This is a genomic window from Caballeronia sp. dw_19 (assembly GCF_018449515.1).
Lineage (GTDB): Bacteria > Pseudomonadota > Gammaproteobacteria > Burkholderiales > Burkholderiaceae > Caballeronia.
On the sequence record NZ_JAAVUQ010000011.1, the window covers coordinates 147,826 to 164,746 of the forward strand.

Below are 16,921 nucleotides of genomic sequence, written 5' to 3' on the forward strand. Positions count from 1 at the left end.
CGGCTCTAAAATAATAGGAGACGTATCGTCATGTTCAATTTCTTCTCCCGCAGCAGTGCATGCCGCCTGCTGCGCGGCGGGGCGCTCGCAGGCGCCGCGCTCGCCGTGTCGCCGTCCTTCGCACAGACCTTTCCAGAACCGGGGCGCCCGATCATCGTCATGGTCGGCTTCGCGGCGGGTGGCACCGTGGACCTGATGGCGCGCGAAATCGCGCCGGCGCTCTCGAAGGCACTGGGTACGACGGTGGTGGTCGAGGACAAGCCGGGCGCGAACGGCGTGATTGCTGCAATGGACGTCGTGCACGCGAAAGCCGATGGCTACACGTTGCTCTTCACGTTCGCCGGAACATTTGCACAGTACCCCTACACGATGGCGCACATCCCCTACAACGTCTTCAAGGATTTCACGCCGATAGGCATGGTCGCCACCGGACCGATGGTGCTGGAGTCGAACGTTGCGCTGCCGGTCAAGAACGTGCAGGAGCTCGTCGCGTATGCGAAGGCCAACCCCGGCAAGCTGCGGATCGCGTCGCCGGGGGTCGGTTCGTCGCCCTACATCTATGCGGCGAAGTTCATGCAGGAAGCAAATATCCATCTGCTGCAGGTGCCCTACAAGGGGGCCGGCGATGCCATGCCGGATCTGTTGAGCGGGCGCGTGCAACTGGCATTCGACGGTGCGCCGTCGGCGGTGCAAAGCGTCGCGACCGGGCGTCTGCGGATGCTCGGCATTACCGCGGCCCAGCGCTCGCCGTTATTGCCGGACGTGCCGACACTCTCCGAGCAGGGAGTGCCCGGACTCGATCTTCCCGGCTGGAACGGCTATTTCGGGCCGCCGAATCTGCCGCGGCCGATCGTCGAGAAACTGAACGCCGCGATCACCACCGCAGTGAACGACCCCGACGTGAAGGCGCTGTTCGCCAAGGGGCTGTGGGAAGCGAAGTCCTCGACCCCTGAGGAACTGACGCAACGGGTCAAGCTCGACAACGAGCGCTGGGGCAAGATCATCAAGGACGCGGGCATCACGCCGCAGTGAGCCTGTTGTAGGCGCTGAAGATAGCTGGAGACAAGCGAATGGACAAAACAGTGGTCGGCTTTATCGGCGTTGGTCAGATGGGCAGCGCCATTGCGCAGCGATTGCTGAGCGCCGGCTACAGCGTGATTGCCGCGGATCCTGACACCGCTGCGCTCGCGCGCTTGCGGGCGCAGGGCGCGGGCGTCGCCGCGTCGCCGCGCGAAGTCGCAGACAAAGCGTCAATCTGCTTCGGCTGCCTGCCGTCGGCCGATGTTTGCCGTGTCGTGACGCTCGGTGAAAACGGCCTCATGCATGGCCGCGCGATCCGGGTGTATGTCGAATGCTCGACGATTGGACCCCGTGCGATGCGTGAGATGGCCGATGCATTGCGCCAGCACGGCATCGAGCTGGCCGACGCGCCGATCAGCGGCGGCGTCGCAAGCGCCCATGCCGGAACGCTGAGCACCGCCGTGGCCACGGCGGCTGACGTGCTCACGGCCATTCGTCCGCTGCTTGGAACCTACGCGCACAAGATCGTCGATGCTGGCCACGAGCCTGGTCTCGCGCAGGTCTACAAGCTGGTCAATCAGGGGCTGACGTTCGCAAGCGTCGTGTTGAGCGCGGAAGCGATCGCAGCCGGCGTGAAGCTAGGCGCCGATCCGAGCCGTCTGCTCGAGTTCCTGAACGCGAGCACCGGGCGCAACTGGGCAACGTCGACGAAGTTTCCCGACACCGTACTGCGCGGTCATATCGGGCAAGGGGATCTGTCGATCATCCTGAAAGACATGCAACTTTATCTGCAGATGTGCCGTGACGCAGGCTGCCCGGCATTTGTCGGCGCGGCGGCGGATATCGTCTGGCAGACCACCGCCGCGCTCGGAGGAACCAGCGCGGATCTGGCGAGCGTCGTCACGCTCTATGAACAGTGCACCGGCGTACCCATCCGTGACGGCGCCGTGCGCGAATAACCGGAAAGGAGAATCGATATGAGCAAGCAAATCCACCTGCAAGCCGACGATGGGCACGCTTTCCAGGCGTGGTGCGCGGCTCCCGACAGCCCGCCGCGCGGCGCAGTCGTGATCGTGCAGGAAGTGTTTGGTGTCAACCAGCACATCCGCCAAGTCTGCGAGCGGTTCGCGGGGGAGGGTTATCTGGCGGTCGCGCCGGCGCTGTATGACCGCGTCGAGCGCGATTGTGAACTGCCGTACGGGCCGGAGGGTGTCGCACGCGGAATCGCGATACGCAAGCAGATCAGCGACGCGCTCGCGCTGCGCGATCTGGCCGCCGCAATCGCCTACGTCGGCGAGCAGCGCGGTGTGGCCGAAAGCGGGGTGGGCGTGATCGGTTTCTGCTGGGGCGGCACGCTCGCATGGCTTGCCGCGACGCGGCTGGCGGGTATCGATGCAGCGGTCTGCTACTACGGCACGGGTATTGCCGGCTACGTCAGCGAACAACCGGGCGTGCCGGTGATGCTGCACTTCGGTGAGCAGGACAAGAACATTCCCGCAGCCGATGTCGAACTGATCGAAAGCCGGCATCCGGATCTCGAAGTGTTCCGCTATCCGGCGGGCCACGGTTTCAATTGCGACGATCGTCCGGCGTACGACGCCGCCAGTGCGAGCCAGGCGATGGCGCGCACGCTGCGCCTGCTCAGCGAGACGTTGGGCTAGCCGCGACGCTCAAGCCAGCGCAGCAACCAGGAGGAAGACGATGCGACAACGGATCAATCTCAGCAAGGACCACTACGGCGCTGTGCTGCTGATGGTGATGGGCCTCGGGATTCTCGTGCAGGGCGTGCAATATCGTACCGGCTCGCTGACAGACATGGGCGCGGGCTTCGTGCCGGTGGTGCTCGGCGCGATCCTGATGTTGGTGGGGGCTGCGATCGGACTCAAGGCGGGCTATTCGACGGAGGATCGCGTGCAGCCGGCACACCCCGCGGCGGCGGCTGATACGCCGGGAGAGACGGCTGTTCCGCAGGGCACAAGCGCCCCTGGGACCGCCGTTGCCATCGCCGAGCGGCCCGTGCTGCCCGAGATCGAGCATCGTCCCTTTCAACCGCAGTGGCGCGGCTGGCTGTGCGTACTTGGAGGCTTGTTCGCGTTCGTTGGTTTCGGCATTTATGGCGGTTTCGTGCCGGCGACGCTCGGCTGCACGTTCATCGCCGCGCTCGGCGACAAAAAGAACTCGGTCCGCGACGCCGCGCTGCTGGCGGTGGCGATGCTGACCTTCACCGTGCTCGTGTTCCATTGGGGACTGCGCCTGCAATTGCCATTGTTTTCGTGGGGCTGAAACTTCATGCATGAAAGTCTGATGGGCCTGTGGTACGGCTTTAGCGTCGCCTTGCAGCCGCACAATCTGGTGTGGTGCGTGTTCGGCGTGCTGATCGGCAATCTGGTAGGGGTGCTTCCCGGCATGGGCGCGCTGTCGACGATGTCGATGCTGTTGCCGCTGACTTATGCAATCGCGCCGGTTCCCGCCATCCTGATGCTGGCCGGCATCTTCTACGGCTCCGCGTATGGTGGCGCGATCGGCGCGATCCTGCTGAACCTGCCGAGTCATCCGCCACATGCGGTGACCTGCCTCGACGGCTATCCGCTCACGCGGATGGGCAAGGGGGGCACCGCACTCGGCATTACGATGATGGCGTCATTCTTCGCGGCGTCGGTCGGCATCGTCGTGATGATTTTCCTGTCGCCGCTGATCGTGAAAGTCGCCTTCAACTTCGGGCCGCCGGAGATCAGCTCGATCATGCTGCTCGGTCTCCTGTGCGGCTCGACGCTGTCGCGCGGCTCGCCGTTGAAGGGCGTGGCGATGATGGTATTTGGTCTCTTCTGCGGGGTAGTCGGCACCGATGTGACGAGCGGCACGGTGCGCTACGCGTTCGGGATCGAACAGCTCTCCGACGGCGTCGAACTGGTTGCGCTGTGCATGGGGCTGTTCGGTGTCGCGGATTTTCTGAGCAAGGTGAACCAGCCCGGCGCAGTGGCGCATGCGAGTGCGGTCAGCGTGAGCATGAAGGACATGCGGCCTTCCTGGGCGGAAATCAAACGCTCGTTCTGGCCGATGGTGCGCGGCACGGCCGTGGGGACCGCATTTGGTGCGATGCCAGGCACCGGCCCGACCATCACGTCGTTCCTCGCCTATGCGCTGGAGCAGCGCGTTTCGCGGCACCCGGAACGCTTCGGCACCGGCATGCTCGAAGGTGTCGCCGCCCCCGAAGCCGCATCGCATTCAAAGACCCAGGTCGACTTTATTCCGACGCTATCGCTCGGCGTGCCCGGTGACGTGATCATGGCGTTGATTCTCGGCGCATTGATCATCAAGGGCATTCAGCCCGGGCCGCAACTGATTACCCAGCATCCGGACATTTTCTGGGGTCTGGTCGCGAGCTTCTGGATCGGCAACGTATTGTTGGTTATCCTCAACGTACCGCTCATCGGCGTGTGGGTGAAGCTGCTGCAGATCCCCTATCGGTTATTGTTTCCCACTGCGCTGTTCTTCATTGCGGTCGGGGTATACAGCGCACAGAACAGTCTCTTCGAGGTTGGCGAGGTGGCGGGGTTCGGGATCATCGGTGCAATCTTTTTATGGCTCGATTTTCCGGTGTCGCCGATCGTATTGGGTTTTGTGCTTGGCCCGATGTTCGAGGAGAACTTCAGGCGCACGATGCTGCTCTCGGGCGGAGATCTGACGGTGTACGTCCAGCATCCGATCAGCGCCTGCTTCGTTGGCGCGAGCGCGCTGTTGATCCTGATCCGGCTCACCGGGGTCGTCGCCGGACCGGCGCTGTCGCAGGGCGTTGTTGCAATAGTGCGGTCGCTGCGCGGGGGATAACGCAATGATCGACCGTGAAGGCAGGCTTTTACCCATTCGCCTCGGCCATCTCGCTCGATGTCGTCAATCGCGCCATTGCGCCGGCTTGTGCTCAGCACACTCTGTGTTCATTCCACGCGCCCGCTACCCAGCCACCAACCCCCGACTGCCGGGATGCCAAGCATTGCGCGAGGTATGCCACCGCCGCGCCGTTGACGGCGGTCGAGAGGATGACAAACCACAACGGAAAGCGCAGGCTGATCGTCACGATGAAGACGATTATCGTCAGCACGTATGGCCATGCCATGCGCATCAGGGTATGGCCGATTCCTTTCAGATTGCTCAATCGTTGGCCTTTCGATTCTTATCCACGAAAGCATCACCGCGGCGGCACGGAATCTTCGTCGTCCATCCAGCGTGAAGCTCATGCCCACGACCACAGTCAGCGCACATCGCCGGTGGAGATCATGGAGAAAGGTGTTTCACGCGAAGCGCGGTGAGAATGCCCCTCAGGATATCGATGGGAGGCGGGGGGCAGCCTGGGATCGTGACGTCGATGGGAAGCAGATTCGAGAGCGGTCCGCACACCGCGTAGCTTTCAGTGAAAATGCCGCCCGTGCACGCGCATTCGCCGACCGCGACGACCAGCTTGGGATGCGGCGTTGCTTCGTATGCCCGCCACACCGCTTCCTTCATGTTCAGCGTGAGCGGTCCGGTGACCAGCAGCATGTCGGCATGACGGGGACTGGCAACGAACTTGATTCCCAGGCCTTCGATGTTGTAGTACGGATTGCTAAGCGCATTGATCTCCAGTTCGCAGCCGTTGCAGGAGCCCGCGTCGATCTCGCGAATGCACAGCGCGCGGCCTAGCACGTCGAGGATTTCCTGCTGGATCCGATGGCCCTCGGTACGCCATGCGTCATCGCCCTCGGGCACACGTTGAGTAGGCGCGTCGGTCCTGGCGATCTGTTTGAGAAGTTGCCACATTACAGGTCGTGTCCAGCGTAGTTCAGATTGAACGACTTATTGATCAGCGGGAAATCAGGAACGATATTTCCGATGATCGCATGTTCAAGGGCCGGCCAGTTCTGCCACGACGGGTCATGGCAATGGCAGCGCGTAATGGTGCCGCCCGCGCCGGTTTCGAGTGCGACGAAAACATCGCCACGCCAGCCTTCGATCCAGCCCACCCCGCAGGACGGTGAGCCGTCGTGCTCGATCCGTGTAACGATGTCGCCGTCCGGCAGATTGCTCAGGAGGGTCCGGATCAGCCGGATGGACTCGTAGATCTCGTTGAACCGGACAGCGACCCGGGCCGTCACATCACCCCGATCGTCGCTGACCATTTGCACCTGAACCTCATGGTATGGCGCGTACGGGTGATCAACGCGCACATCGATCTTCCGGCCGCTTGCACGTCCGACCAGCCCACACACATCGAAGTGCTGCGCTACCTTCGCAGAGAGAATGCCCGCACCCGCGAAACGATCCTGCAGTCCCGACTGGTCGTCGTAAATGGTTTGCATGACACGAACCTGCGCGTCAACCTGGTCGCACTGCGTCGACATCGCGGTGATGAAGCGCGGATCGAGGTCCGTTGCAATACCTCCCGGCACGATTCGATCCATCAGGTAACGATGTCCAAAAGCCCGGTCGTTCATGCGCAGCCAGTCTTCCTTCAGGCGCGAAAACTGGGCGAGGCCGTACGCAAACCCGGCGTCGTTGCCAAGCGCTCCGAGATCACCCAGATGGTTGGCGATGCGCTCACGCTCAAGCAACAGCGCCCGCAGCCACAGCGCGCGCGAAGAAACGCGGACGTCGAGCGCTTGCTCCACGGCCATGCAAAACGCCCATGAGAAGGCGACTGTGGTGTCTCCAGCGATCCTTCCCGCCAGACGATGCCCGAGCAGCAGCGGCGTGCGCTCGAACAGCCGCTCGATGCCCCGGTGCGCATAGCCCAGCCGTTCCTCAAGTCGCAGCACTTTTTCGCCGACAACTGAGAAGCGGAAGTGCCCCGGTTCGATCACGCCTGCGTGGATCGGCCCCACCGCAATCTCGTGGACACCGTCTCCGGCGACCGGCACGAACGGATAGTCCGCTTCCCGCGACTCAAATCGTTCGGTACCGGAGGACAATTTTTGTAGCGGATAGTAGTCGGCCGGCCAGTTGCCATGGTTCAGCCACGGCCGGATATCGTCGGCGCCGATCGCCCGCAGCCCCAGCAGATCGTAGGCAGCCCGTTGCATGCGCGCCGCGCACGGAAAGACGGTCGACAGATCCGGGTATCCGTCCCCGTCGCCTACGGGCAGTTGAAGCCACAGGACGCCGTCTTCCAGCGCGTACGCGGCAGAGATCACGAATGTGCCCGCGGCCTGTTCGGCACCCCACACGGAGATCAGCCGCCCGCCCGCCTCGCGCACCGTCCCGGCGGTGCGGGTCCACGTATCGGCATCGATTCGCGCCAGAAAAGCCGAAGACTTGCCCGCGAATGCAGACAGGCGGACCTGATTGGGAAACTCGAATGCCTCGATGCGCATGTGTTACCCCGCGATCATGGCCGCCGCTTGCCTATACCACGTCGCAAGATACGGCGGAATGTAGAGCCCCAGCATCAGGGCGATGCCGAGATGGACGAACACCGGCAGCAATGCCGGCGAGTGTTCAAGCGTCTTGGCCGTCGTTTCCCCGAACACCATGCCCTGCACGCGCACGAAGATGGCCGCGAACGCCACGGCAAGCGCGAGCAGCAGGAAGGGCGTGGCCCATGGCAGCGTGCTCATCGCGGTGGTCAGGATCAGGAACTCGCTCGCGAACACGCCGAATGGCGGCATGCCCAAAATGGCGAGCGCGCCCAGCATCATGCCCCACCCGACGGTTGGGCTCACGCGCAACAATCCCCGGATGTCGTCCATCGTCTGCGTACCAGCCTTTTGAACCGCGTGCCCGACGGTGAAGAAAATGGCCGATTTGACAAGCGAATGAACCGTCATGTGCAGCAGACCCGCGAAGGTCGCGATGGGGCCACCCAGCCCGAAAGCGAACGTCATCAGGCCCATGTGTTCGATCGATGAATACGAAAAGAGCCGCTTGACGTCCTTCTGCCGGAACATGGAAAAGGTCGCGACGAGCACCGAAACCAGCCCGAAGCCGATCAGCAGGCGCCCGGGCAAGCCGTTCCGAAGCGCGCCATCCGCGAGCACCTTGCAGCGCAACACCGCATAGAGCGCGACGTTGAGCAGCAAACCGGACAGCACGGCTGAAATGGGCGTCGGACCTTCGGCATGCGCATCGGGCAGCCAGTTGTGCATGGGCACCAGGCCGACCTTCGTGCCGTAGCCGATCAGCAGGAACACGAACGCGAGTGACATGATGGTCGGATCGAGGCTTCCCTTGACCGCGTTCAGACTGGTCCAGAGCAGCGCATCGTTGCCGCCGAGTTGCCGGCTCGCGGCGAGGTAGAGAAGGATCGTGCCGAACAACGCCTGCGCAATGCCGACGCCGCACAGGATGAAGTATTTCCACGCGGCTTCCAGGCTTGCTGCAGTCCGGTACACGCTGACCAGCAGCACGGTCGCGAGCGTGGCGGCTTCCATGGCGACCCAGAGTATCCCCATGTTGTTGGTGAGCAGCGCGAGCAGCATCGCGAAGATGAACAGTTGGTACATGCTGTGATAGAGCCGCATGCGCCCACCGGTCATCTTGCCGCGGTCACGCTCGATCCGCATGTATGGCCTCGAAAAAATCGAGGTGGTCCAGCCAACGAAGGCCGTCAGCGTGACCAGGAACACATTGAGTGGATCGACGAAGAAGAGCTTGCCTAGCGCGAAAGCCGGCCCGTGCGCCACGGTTTGCACGGCGAGCAGCATGGCGGCCGTGAATGTCAGGAAACTGAACCCGACGTTGAGGTTCGGCGCGAAATGGTGCTGTCCGCCAAGCGCGAGACATCCGCCTGCAACCAGCGGGATGCCGAGAACCAGCAGCAGGACGTAGGCATCAGTCATCTTTGAGTTTTTCGAGGTGATGAATGTCGAGGCTGTCGAATTGCTCGCGAATCTGGAACATGAATACGCCGAGGATCAGGATGCCCACCAGCACGTCTAACCCGATACCGAGTTCGACGATCATCGGCATGCCGTTGGTGGCAGCCGCGGCGGCAAAGAACAGGCCGTTTTCCATCGACAGGAAACCGATCACCTGAGGGATCGCCCTTGCGCGCGTAATCATCATCATGAACGACAACAACACGCAGGCGAGTGCAATGCCAAGTGTGCCGCGCGCAACCGACGAGGCAAGCTGACTGATGGGCGACGCCACGTTGAATGCGATGATGACGAGCACAATGCCTATCAGCAGGGTGGCGGGAATATTGAGGAGCGGCTCGACGTCCGTCTTCACGTTCAGACGCCGCACCAGCCTGTAAAGTATCGAGGGAATCACGCCCACCTTGAGCAACAGGGTCAGCGCAGCGGAGATATAGAGGTGCGTATCGGCCGTGATGAACCCCAATATCAGGTTGGCTGAAACAAGCGTCAGGCCCTGCAGCGTATAGAGGTGAATCAACGACTGCATCCGGCGCTGGCTGAGCATCGCAAACGACAGCAGCAACAGGATGGCGGCCAGGAAGTTGATGATCTGCGTGGCGAAGCCGTGCATTCATGCCCCCAGCAGAAAGTGAACGAGCATCCCGATCACCGCCAGGAGGAAAGCCGTCGTGAGAAATTCCGGCACGCGGAAAATGCGCATCTTCGCATTGCTCGCCTCGATCACCGCGAGCACGATGCCGCCAACAAACAGCTTGATGAAAAGCACCGGTATTGCAAGAAGCAGGGCGAGCGGATTGCCCGCTTCGGCAATCCCCCACGGGATGAACAAGGCCAGGCCAATGCAGGAATACGCGAATAACTTGAGGCTCGCGGCCCATTCCAGCAGCGCGAGGTGCCTGCCCGAGTACTCAAGAATCAGCGCCTCGTGGATCATCGTCAGTTCAAGATGCGTGGTTGGGTTATCGACCGGAAGCCGCGCGTTCTCGGCAAGCGACACCATCGTGAATGCGATCCCCGCGAATGCGAGGCTCGGATAGATCGCCAACTCGCGGTGACTGAGCGTTGCCACGATGCTGGTCAGCAAGGTGGACTGCGTGAGCAAGGACGCCGAAAACAACACCATCAACAATGCCGGCTCCGCGAGGAACCCGACGAGCATCTCCCGGCGCGCGCCGAGCGTGCCGAATGCGGTGCCGACGTCCATCGCAGCCAGCGAGATCCAGACCCGCGCCAGCGCGAAAAGGCCCACCAGGGCGATGGCATCGGCGGCGGGCGACAGCGGCAGGTCCGTTGAAAGCGTCGGCACGATCGCGCATGCGAGCGTCATGCACGCCCACACGATATAGGGCGCGCCGCGGAACACGGGACTTGCGTGCTCCGCCACGACGGACTCCTTGTTGAACAGCTTGTGCAGCATCCGGTAGGGTTGCCAGATGCTCGGCGCCCGCCGGTTCTGCAACCGTGCGCGACACATGTTGACCCAACCCGTCAGCAAGGGCGCGGCCGCGAGTGCAAGCACGATCTCGAGTCCCTGCGAGAGCAGTCCGGAGGGCGTGATCATCGTCTCACCAGGATCAGCAGGACAATCAGCACGAGGAAGCTATGCATCAGATAGACCGCGATGCGGCCCGCCTGCAGCAACCCGGCGAGTGCAGCAACGCGCTTGACCAACCGCGCCACAGGCTCATAGATCAGGGTCCACGTGCGATCTGTCACGGTGACGCTATATACGGGGTGCGTGTCGAACGGCGAGGGGAGTTGCCGATCGATCTTGAACAACGGCGTGAAGATCTCGCGGATCGGCTGTCCGAACCCTTCGGCCGTGTCCTGCATGCGGGCGTTCACGAACGGGTAGCCGCACGCCCAGGGTATGGCCCGACGCAGGCGCCCGTGGTAGAGACGGCGGACCAGCAGCCACGCGAGCCCGCAACAGGCGAAGAAGAACAGCAAAAACACCACCGGCATGTAACTGGCCCGGTCTACGCCAGTGGGCGCCAGCAGCAGCCAGCCATTTTTCGCGACAGTTTGTCCGATGCCGGCGCCGACCAGCATCTGCGTGACGCGATCGAGAACGATCACGAACTGTACCGGCAGCAGACCTAGCAGCATGCATATTGCCGCGAGCCACACGAAGCCCACCCGCTCCCACGGGCTCGCATCCCGTGCGTCGCTCAGCTTCGCCTCGCGGGGCTGACCGAGAAAGATGATGCCGAAGAACTTGACCATCGTATAACCCGCAAGCGCGGCCACCAGCGCGATCAGCGCGGCAACGAGCGGCACTACCATGTTCAGGAACGAGTTCGGCAAGCCTGGGGTAAACAGAAAGCTTTGCAGCAGCAACCATTCGGAGACGAAGCCGCTCAATGGCGGCAGGCCCGCACTGGCAAACACACCCACGAGGACCACCCACGCGGTCCACGGCATGAACCGGATCAGGCCGCCCAGGTGTCCGAGATTGCGTTCGCCCGTTGCGTGGAGCACTGAACCGGTCCCGAGGAATAACAAGCTCTTGAACGTCGCGTGGCTGGCGATCTGATACAGCAGCGCCGTCAACGACAGTGCTGCCAGCGCGTTCATGCCATACGCGCGAAACAGGATCGCGAGTCCCATGCTGACGAACATCAGACCGATGTTGTCGATGGACGAGTAGGCGAGCAGCCGCTTCATGTCTGTCTGGACGGTGCTGAACACCACTCCGAACAAGGCGGTGAAGAGGCCGAGCGCCAGCATGAACGCGCCCCACCACCACAGTTGGACGTGCAGCAGATCGAACACCGTACGAAGCAGGCCGTAGAGGCCGGCCTTCAGCACGAAGCCGCTCATGAGGGCAGACACCGGCGAGGGCGCTGCGGGATGCGCCTCGGGCAACCAGACATGGAGCGGAAAAATCCCCGCCTTCGCGCCGAAACCAAACAGTGCCAGCAGGAACGCGACGGAAGCCCAGAACACATCCAGATGCTGGAGCCGCATGTTGGCGAACGTGTAGTCGCCCGTGTTGGCCTGCAGCAGCCCGAAGCACAACAGCAATGCCAGTGCGCCGACATGCGAAATCAGGAAATACAAGTAGGCTGCCCGGCGAATCTCGGCTATGCGGTGATTGGTCATTACCAGGAAGGTGGCCGACAGCGTCAATGTCTCCCACGCAACCATGAAGCAATACGCATCGTCTGCCAGCAGCACGACCGCCAGACTCGCGAGGCACACGTGATACTCAAAACACAGCAACCCGGGCGGAGTGCCCTCGCCCTTGCGGAAATAGCCGGCGGAGAACGCGCTCACGCCTGTGCTCACCACGCCTAGTACGGCCACGAAATACGACGACAGACCGTCAAGCCTTAAATGAAATGGCAGGTTCGGCAACCCGAGCGGCAGGATGGCTTCCTGGGGACCTGCGAAAACGCCAGCCACGCCCAGTACGCACAGCAGCAGGCCGAACACCGCACCGACAGGAAACAGGCCGTGCGCCACCACACGTGTGCGGCGCAGATTGGCCAGCCCCAGCACCCCAACGACCAGCCAGCCCGCGACTACCAGCAGCACATAATGGATGATCAGCAAGTGTTCCATTGGCGTTCTCTCCGGTGCCGTCAAATGTCTTGTCTAACAGCTGCCTTGTCGGACGAAGGGTGTCGTGAGGTTGGCTCACCGCGATGGTGGCGTTCCATTTTTTTGACATACCGGTACAGGTCAAGTCCCATCGATATCGTGATGGCTTCCGCGCGAGCGTAGAGGTCAAGCCATCCTGGCACGTTTGCCTGCTTGACGCCTATGGCGATGGTGTTGCCTTCGCGTCGCGCCATGGTGCGAAACAGCTTTCCGTTGCAGGCACCACGTATCCGGCCGAGGTAGGTGGTGAGCTGCGGGTCGCTGTTCAGCAGGTTGGCTACGAGCACACCTTCGTTACGCAGGGCGCTGTAGCAGGAATCGTAAAAGTACTGGCTCGACAGGCCGGCGGGCAGGCCAAACGCGTCGAAGCCGTCGAGCAGGATCACATCGGCGACGTCAACCTTGTCCGAGAGGTACTCGACCGCGTCGGCGTGCACGATCTGGAATCTTTCTGAATCAGGCGGAATGAAAAAGGATTCGCGTAACGCAATCACTCTCTCGTCGATTTCAACGGTGGTCACGCGTGCCGACGGAAACTTATGGAAGCAGTATTTGGACAGTGATCCCCCGCCGAGACCCACGATCAGGATGTCCTTGGGGTCGGACTGAAAAAGCTGGAATGACATCATGGCCCGCGTATAAGCGAGGTCGAGTTCCAGCGGATTACCTCTGCGCATTGAGCTTTGTATGCTGAAAGCGTCGAAACACAGCGACCGCGTGCATGGTTCATCGCGTACCACGGGCTTTCCAAACGTTTCTCCCCACTGCTCGGCGAGGGCATGCCTGAGTTGGTTGTGATCGGCTGACAATCCAATGTTCTCCTGAAACTGCGCGACCGGTTGCCCGAACCGGCGTGGTGCCGCGACCGGTGAGCCGCGACAGTCTTAGTGGATTTCCCCATGCCGGACCGGCGTGGGGAGCGTCCCCGTTACCCGGCGATTTTCGAAACACGACACCGCATGAGCGAGCATACGCGCTGCGTTTTCGAAGAGCGCGTCCGGTTCAAGCATCACCGCTGCTTCAGCGATGCGCTTTTGCGTGATGGCAATGGCAATCACCAGCGCCACGGTATGGAAGCTCGCGTGCGCCAGTTTCAGTTGCAGAAGTTCGGGAGCGTCGTCCCACCGTTGGGCGTCTTCGTGAATCCAGCGTCCGAGCGCGCAGCATCGTTCGTTGCCAAATGCGGACGCGACAAGCCTCACGCGCTTGTGCATTCCCATTCCGTTACGCAACGAGACGCCCGCTATCCAGTGTTCTTCAAGCGTGTCGCCAAGCGACATGGCACTTCTCCTCAAAATGGCGTGCGGGGCGACCGGGATTCTGTCGCCTGCCGGGTTTCGTCCTCCTGCCACCACGAACCGCGTTGACTCTGCGCTGTTGCCGCCGCGTATGCAACCGTGGCGGCACGCGCGCCGCTCACCGTCTGGAGGGGGTGTTCGCCCGGGGGATCAAGTTACCAGTTGATGATAATTGCGTTATCATCCTAGCAGCTTTATTGACCCGATTCCACACGTGATGCACGCGTGATGCACACGTGATGAGCTGTCGGCATTCGCGAAGAACTCGCCGGCTTCGTTCGAGGCGTCGGGAACGCAGGGTTGCACCCTGCATGTGGAATTTTGGAAAACCAGCTTGTTGCACCGGTCCTTGTTTGCGCCGAAGCGCGCTTCGGACCCGCGAACACACGAGTCGATACCTGATGCCAGCACACTATTTCCGGACCTTGACGGGAAAGCATCGCAGCACTGACGCCAACAGGCAGCTTGGCTTTTCGCTCGCGTTCGTGGCAGGTGCGACCAATGCTGGCGGCTATCTCGCGGTCAAGCAATACACGTCCCATATGAGCGGCGTGGTATCTGCAATTGCTGACCAGACTGCACTGGGGGACCTTTCACTCGTGCTTGCGGGCGCCGGATCGCTGATCTCGTTCCTGCTCGGTGCCGCCTGTTCCGCGGTGCTCGTCAATTGGGGAGGGCGCAGGCGGTTGAACAGCCAGTACGCTTCACCCTTGTTGATCGAAGCTGGCCTGCTCCTGTGTTTCGGGCTGCTCGGCAGTCACCTGGCCTTGTGGGAACCTCTGTTCGTGCCCACGACGGTCGTGCTGCTCTGCTTCATCATGGGGTTGCAAAACGCGCTGATCACGAAGCTGTCCGGTGCAGAAATCCGTACCACCCACATGACGGGCATCGTGACGGATATCGGCATCGAACTCGGCAAGCTCTTCTACTGGAATTCTTCCAGCGTCGACGCCGCCACGCCTTCCGTACTCGCGAATCGGGCGAAGCTGAAAGTGCTCGGGACGATGCTGACCATGTTCTTCATCGGGGGTGTCACGGGCGCGATGGGGTTCAAGCACATCGGATACGCGGCAACGATTCCCCTGGCAGGACTGTTAACCGTGCTGGCGATCGTGCCATTGATTGATGATCTGCGCGGCCAGATCTACCGGCTTGACCGCTAGTACGGCAGTTATAAATAAATGGGCAGATGAAGGAACTGGATGCGCGAACGCGCACGTTCAGTGCTGACTGAACAGGCGCCGATCCACTCCTCGTTCGCGCCGGTTCGCTGACGCGGTGGAGAGAGCGGATTACAGTCCGTGATGCACATACGATGATAATACGATCATCATTTACTTACGCTACAATACCAATGACGGAAATCAACTGGACTGCTTCCAGTTGATCGAACCTGAATGATCAGATTGAGCGAAGCAGAGCGTTCACCGGCGCCTGAGGGGAAGATCGACGTGATTGATGCGAGTGTTCCGTTGTTGTCCCATGACTACACGCACCTGTTTTTACGGGAGGTGACGGGCCGTCGCGGATTGATCGTTATTGGCGTGGGCAAGACAGGCGAGCGTGGATTCCAGATGCTGTACAGATTCTCCGATATCTGCGACCGCCTGGAAAAACGCGGGGTCAATGTCATTTTTGTCTATCGGAAGGAATCGGCGCGCCATGTTCAGGATGCGCCTTCGTTATTCGGCGCGCGATGCAGGCAAAGGCCCTGTCTGTTCCTGGACGATGATGGTCTATTCTTTCGCGGTCCGCCTCACCCAAAATCGCTTCGCGCGTTGTATCTGGATCCGGAAATGCGACGGCTTGATACGGCCGACATCGCCTTGCGGGACGAAACGTGGGACCCATTGCTGCGCGCCTTTTTTGCACAGGTTGTCGCGCGTTCCATGCATTGAGCACAACCGGGAGGGGCGCCGCGCCCTGAGTCACGGATCAGGCACGAGGGGAACGGGTTGGTCGAGGCATTGATTCAGGTAGGCGGTCGATCGGCATTGAACGGGCGCGGGTCAGCAAGGCTTGCTGCGACTGCCGCCCGGTTTTTGAGCGATATCGTCTGCATGGCGAACGGCCGTTCCGTCAACGCCAAGGATGTTATGTCGGTCATGTCGCTGCGGGCGAAGCCGGGCGCGCATGTGCGTATCCTGGCAACGGGTCCCGACGAAGTAGAGGCACTTGAGGCACTCTCGGCCATTCTGCGTGCGCAGGAATCCTCCTGATCTGATCTAGGCAAGACACTACGTGCGCGTCCGTAGATCGGCCTCGCAACCACTCGCGCTCAAATATGTCCAAGAAAAGAAAGATAAATCTGAACAAGCCGGTGGTCATACAGAACGAACAGGTTGTTTCGCTGTACTTCGATGCGCGTGGGGTCCAGAGCACCATGCTGCGGCATGATCCTTATGCCCTTGCGCTGGGTTATACGCGCACCATGATGGGTTTCCTGTTGTTCCGGCCGTCCCCGCGGCGTATCTCGATGATCGGTCTGGGCGGCGGTTCGCTGGCTAAATATTGCTATCGTCATTTGCCGGACACGGCCATTACCGCTGTCGAAATCAATCCGCAGGTAATCGCGCTGCGCGACCAGTTTCATGTGCCTCGTGACGATGAACGCTTCAGGGTGGTTTGTGCCGATGGTGCGAAGTACGTGACTGTGCTGGTTCCCGGTCATCAGCCCGACGTGCTGCTGATTGATGGCTTCAATGCCGATGGCTTGCCGGCCGAACTGGGTAGCAAGACGTTCTATGAAGCCTGTCGTCGACGGTTGAGCGATGACGGTATTCTGGTGGCCAATCTGGTAACGGACGAACCGGACTTCCACCGCTATTTACGCGCGCTCAAGGACGTCTTCGATAACGCGGTGACCTTGGCGCCGTCGGAGGGCAGTCAACACAATGTCACCGTCTTTGCATGGAAGGGTAGCGCCGACGGACTTCCTTCGCTTGCAGTCATGCTTGATCGGGCGCGTGGGCTCGCGACCGGACACGGAGTTAACCTTCATGCCACGGCCACGCGCATCGAATACGGCAAGCGATTTAACTGGAACAGATACGAGCAGACGTGTTGATCGTATTCGCCTGCATTGCGCGGATATCGGCACGCGCATGTTCCCGGCCTTTTGATCAGCAGCATTCTCGAGCAAGGAAG

18 protein-coding genes are annotated in these 16,921 nt (G+C 61.4%); 9 read left to right on the plus strand and 9 right to left on the minus strand.

The genetic code is table 11. The features are described from left to right. The first annotated feature begins 30 nt into the window (after positions 1-30). The 5 genes from HB376_RS17465 to HB376_RS17485 are packed head-to-tail and all read left to right on the plus strand — an operon-like array spanning position 31 to position 4,848. On the plus strand, positions 31-1,032 hold the full coding sequence (locus HB376_RS17465) for a tripartite tricarboxylate transporter substrate binding protein (protein ID WP_213764919.1): 1,002 nt from the start codon (positions 31-33) through the stop codon (positions 1,030-1,032). Positions 1,033-1,070: 38 nt separating this feature from the next. Further along, positions 1,071-1,979 (plus strand): NAD(P)-dependent oxidoreductase, encoded by a 909-nt coding sequence (locus HB376_RS17470; protein WP_213764920.1) that lies wholly within the window; start codon positions 1,071-1,073, stop codon positions 1,977-1,979. Between the two features lie 18 nt (positions 1,980-1,997). Continuing rightward, a complete protein-coding gene (locus tag HB376_RS17475; RefSeq protein WP_213764921.1) occupies positions 1,998-2,681 on the plus strand; it encodes a dienelactone hydrolase family protein in 684 nt (227 codons plus the stop codon). A gap of 40 nt (positions 2,682-2,721) precedes the next feature. Further along, complete coding sequence (locus HB376_RS17480) at positions 2,722-3,303, plus strand: tripartite tricarboxylate transporter TctB family protein (RefSeq protein WP_213764922.1); 582 nt, start codon at positions 2,722-2,724, stop codon at positions 3,301-3,303. Between the two features lie 6 nt (positions 3,304-3,309). Beyond that, the gene (locus tag HB376_RS17485; RefSeq protein ID WP_213764923.1) at positions 3,310-4,848 is read left to right on the plus strand and encodes a tripartite tricarboxylate transporter permease; all 1,539 of its coding nucleotides are present in this window, start codon (positions 3,310-3,312) and stop codon (positions 4,846-4,848) included. A gap of 91 nt (positions 4,849-4,939) precedes the next feature. Here the strand turns inward: HB376_RS17485 and HB376_RS17490 are convergent, their stop codons facing one another. The 9 genes from HB376_RS17490 to HB376_RS17530 all read right to left on the minus strand — a co-directional run bounded on the left by HB376_RS17490 (position 4,940) and on the right by HB376_RS17530 (position 13,756). Beyond that, a complete protein-coding gene (locus HB376_RS17490) occupies positions 4,940-5,173 on the minus strand; it encodes a hypothetical protein (RefSeq protein WP_213764924.1) in 234 nt (77 codons plus the stop codon). Positions 5,174-5,292: 119 nt separating this feature from the next. Beyond that, the gene (locus HB376_RS17495) at positions 5,293-5,814 is read right to left on the minus strand and encodes an NADH-quinone oxidoreductase subunit B family protein (RefSeq protein WP_213764925.1); all 522 of its coding nucleotides are present in this window, start codon (positions 5,812-5,814) and stop codon (positions 5,293-5,295) included. Continuing rightward, positions 5,814-7,364, minus strand: coding sequence for an NADH-quinone oxidoreductase subunit C (locus tag HB376_RS17500; RefSeq protein ID WP_213764926.1), 1,551 nt, complete (start codon positions 7,362-7,364; stop codon positions 5,814-5,816). The genes HB376_RS17495 and HB376_RS17500 overlap by 1 nt, the downstream gene beginning before the upstream one ends. Before the next feature lie 3 nt (positions 7,365-7,367). After that, complete coding sequence (locus HB376_RS17505; RefSeq protein ID WP_213764927.1) at positions 7,368-8,828, minus strand: hydrogenase 4 subunit F; 1,461 nt, start codon at positions 8,826-8,828, stop codon at positions 7,368-7,370. Next, positions 8,821-9,480: a formate hydrogenlyase gene (locus tag HB376_RS17510; protein ID WP_213764928.1), complete on the minus strand. Its 660-nt coding sequence runs from the start codon at positions 9,478-9,480 to the stop codon at positions 8,821-8,823. The genes HB376_RS17505 and HB376_RS17510 overlap by 8 nt, the downstream gene beginning before the upstream one ends. After that, the gene (locus HB376_RS17515; protein WP_213764929.1) at positions 9,481-10,431 is read right to left on the minus strand and encodes an NADH-quinone oxidoreductase subunit H; all 951 of its coding nucleotides are present in this window, start codon (positions 10,429-10,431) and stop codon (positions 9,481-9,483) included. Continuing rightward, the gene (gene hyfB, locus HB376_RS17520; protein ID WP_213764930.1) at positions 10,428-12,437 is read right to left on the minus strand and encodes a hydrogenase 4 subunit B; all 2,010 of its coding nucleotides are present in this window, start codon (positions 12,435-12,437) and stop codon (positions 10,428-10,430) included. Before hyfB ends, HB376_RS17515 begins: the two co-directional genes overlap by 4 nt. Positions 12,438-12,457: 20 nt before the next feature. Beyond that, on the minus strand, positions 12,458-13,285 hold the full coding sequence (locus HB376_RS17525) for a fused MFS/spermidine synthase (RefSeq protein ID WP_213764931.1): 828 nt from the start codon (positions 13,283-13,285) through the stop codon (positions 12,458-12,460). A gap of 75 nt (positions 13,286-13,360) precedes the next feature. Further along, positions 13,361-13,756: a hypothetical protein gene (locus tag HB376_RS17530; RefSeq protein WP_213764932.1), complete on the minus strand. Its 396-nt coding sequence runs from the start codon at positions 13,754-13,756 to the stop codon at positions 13,361-13,363. Positions 13,757-14,175: 419 nt separating this feature from the next. Here HB376_RS17530 and HB376_RS17535 point away from each other — a divergent pair, with 419 nt between their 5' ends. The 4 genes from HB376_RS17535 to HB376_RS17550 all read left to right on the plus strand — a co-directional run bounded on the left by HB376_RS17535 (position 14,176) and on the right by HB376_RS17550 (position 16,841). Next, a complete protein-coding gene (locus tag HB376_RS17535) occupies positions 14,176-14,937 on the plus strand; it encodes a YoaK family protein (RefSeq protein ID WP_213764933.1) in 762 nt (253 codons plus the stop codon). A 288-nt stretch (positions 14,938-15,225) separates the two neighbouring features. Beyond that, positions 15,226-15,672 carry a hypothetical protein gene (locus HB376_RS17540; RefSeq protein WP_213764988.1) on the plus strand — a complete coding sequence of 149 codons (447 nt, stop codon included), beginning with the start codon at positions 15,226-15,228 and terminating at the stop codon, positions 15,670-15,672. A 57-nt stretch (positions 15,673-15,729) separates the two neighbouring features. After that, on the plus strand, positions 15,730-15,993 hold the full coding sequence (locus HB376_RS17545; RefSeq protein ID WP_213764934.1) for an HPr family phosphocarrier protein: 264 nt from the start codon (positions 15,730-15,732) through the stop codon (positions 15,991-15,993). A gap of 65 nt (positions 15,994-16,058) precedes the next feature. Continuing rightward, positions 16,059-16,841, plus strand: coding sequence for a fused MFS/spermidine synthase (locus tag HB376_RS17550; RefSeq protein ID WP_213764935.1), 783 nt, complete (start codon positions 16,059-16,061; stop codon positions 16,839-16,841). Positions 16,842-16,921: the final 80 nt, after the last annotated feature.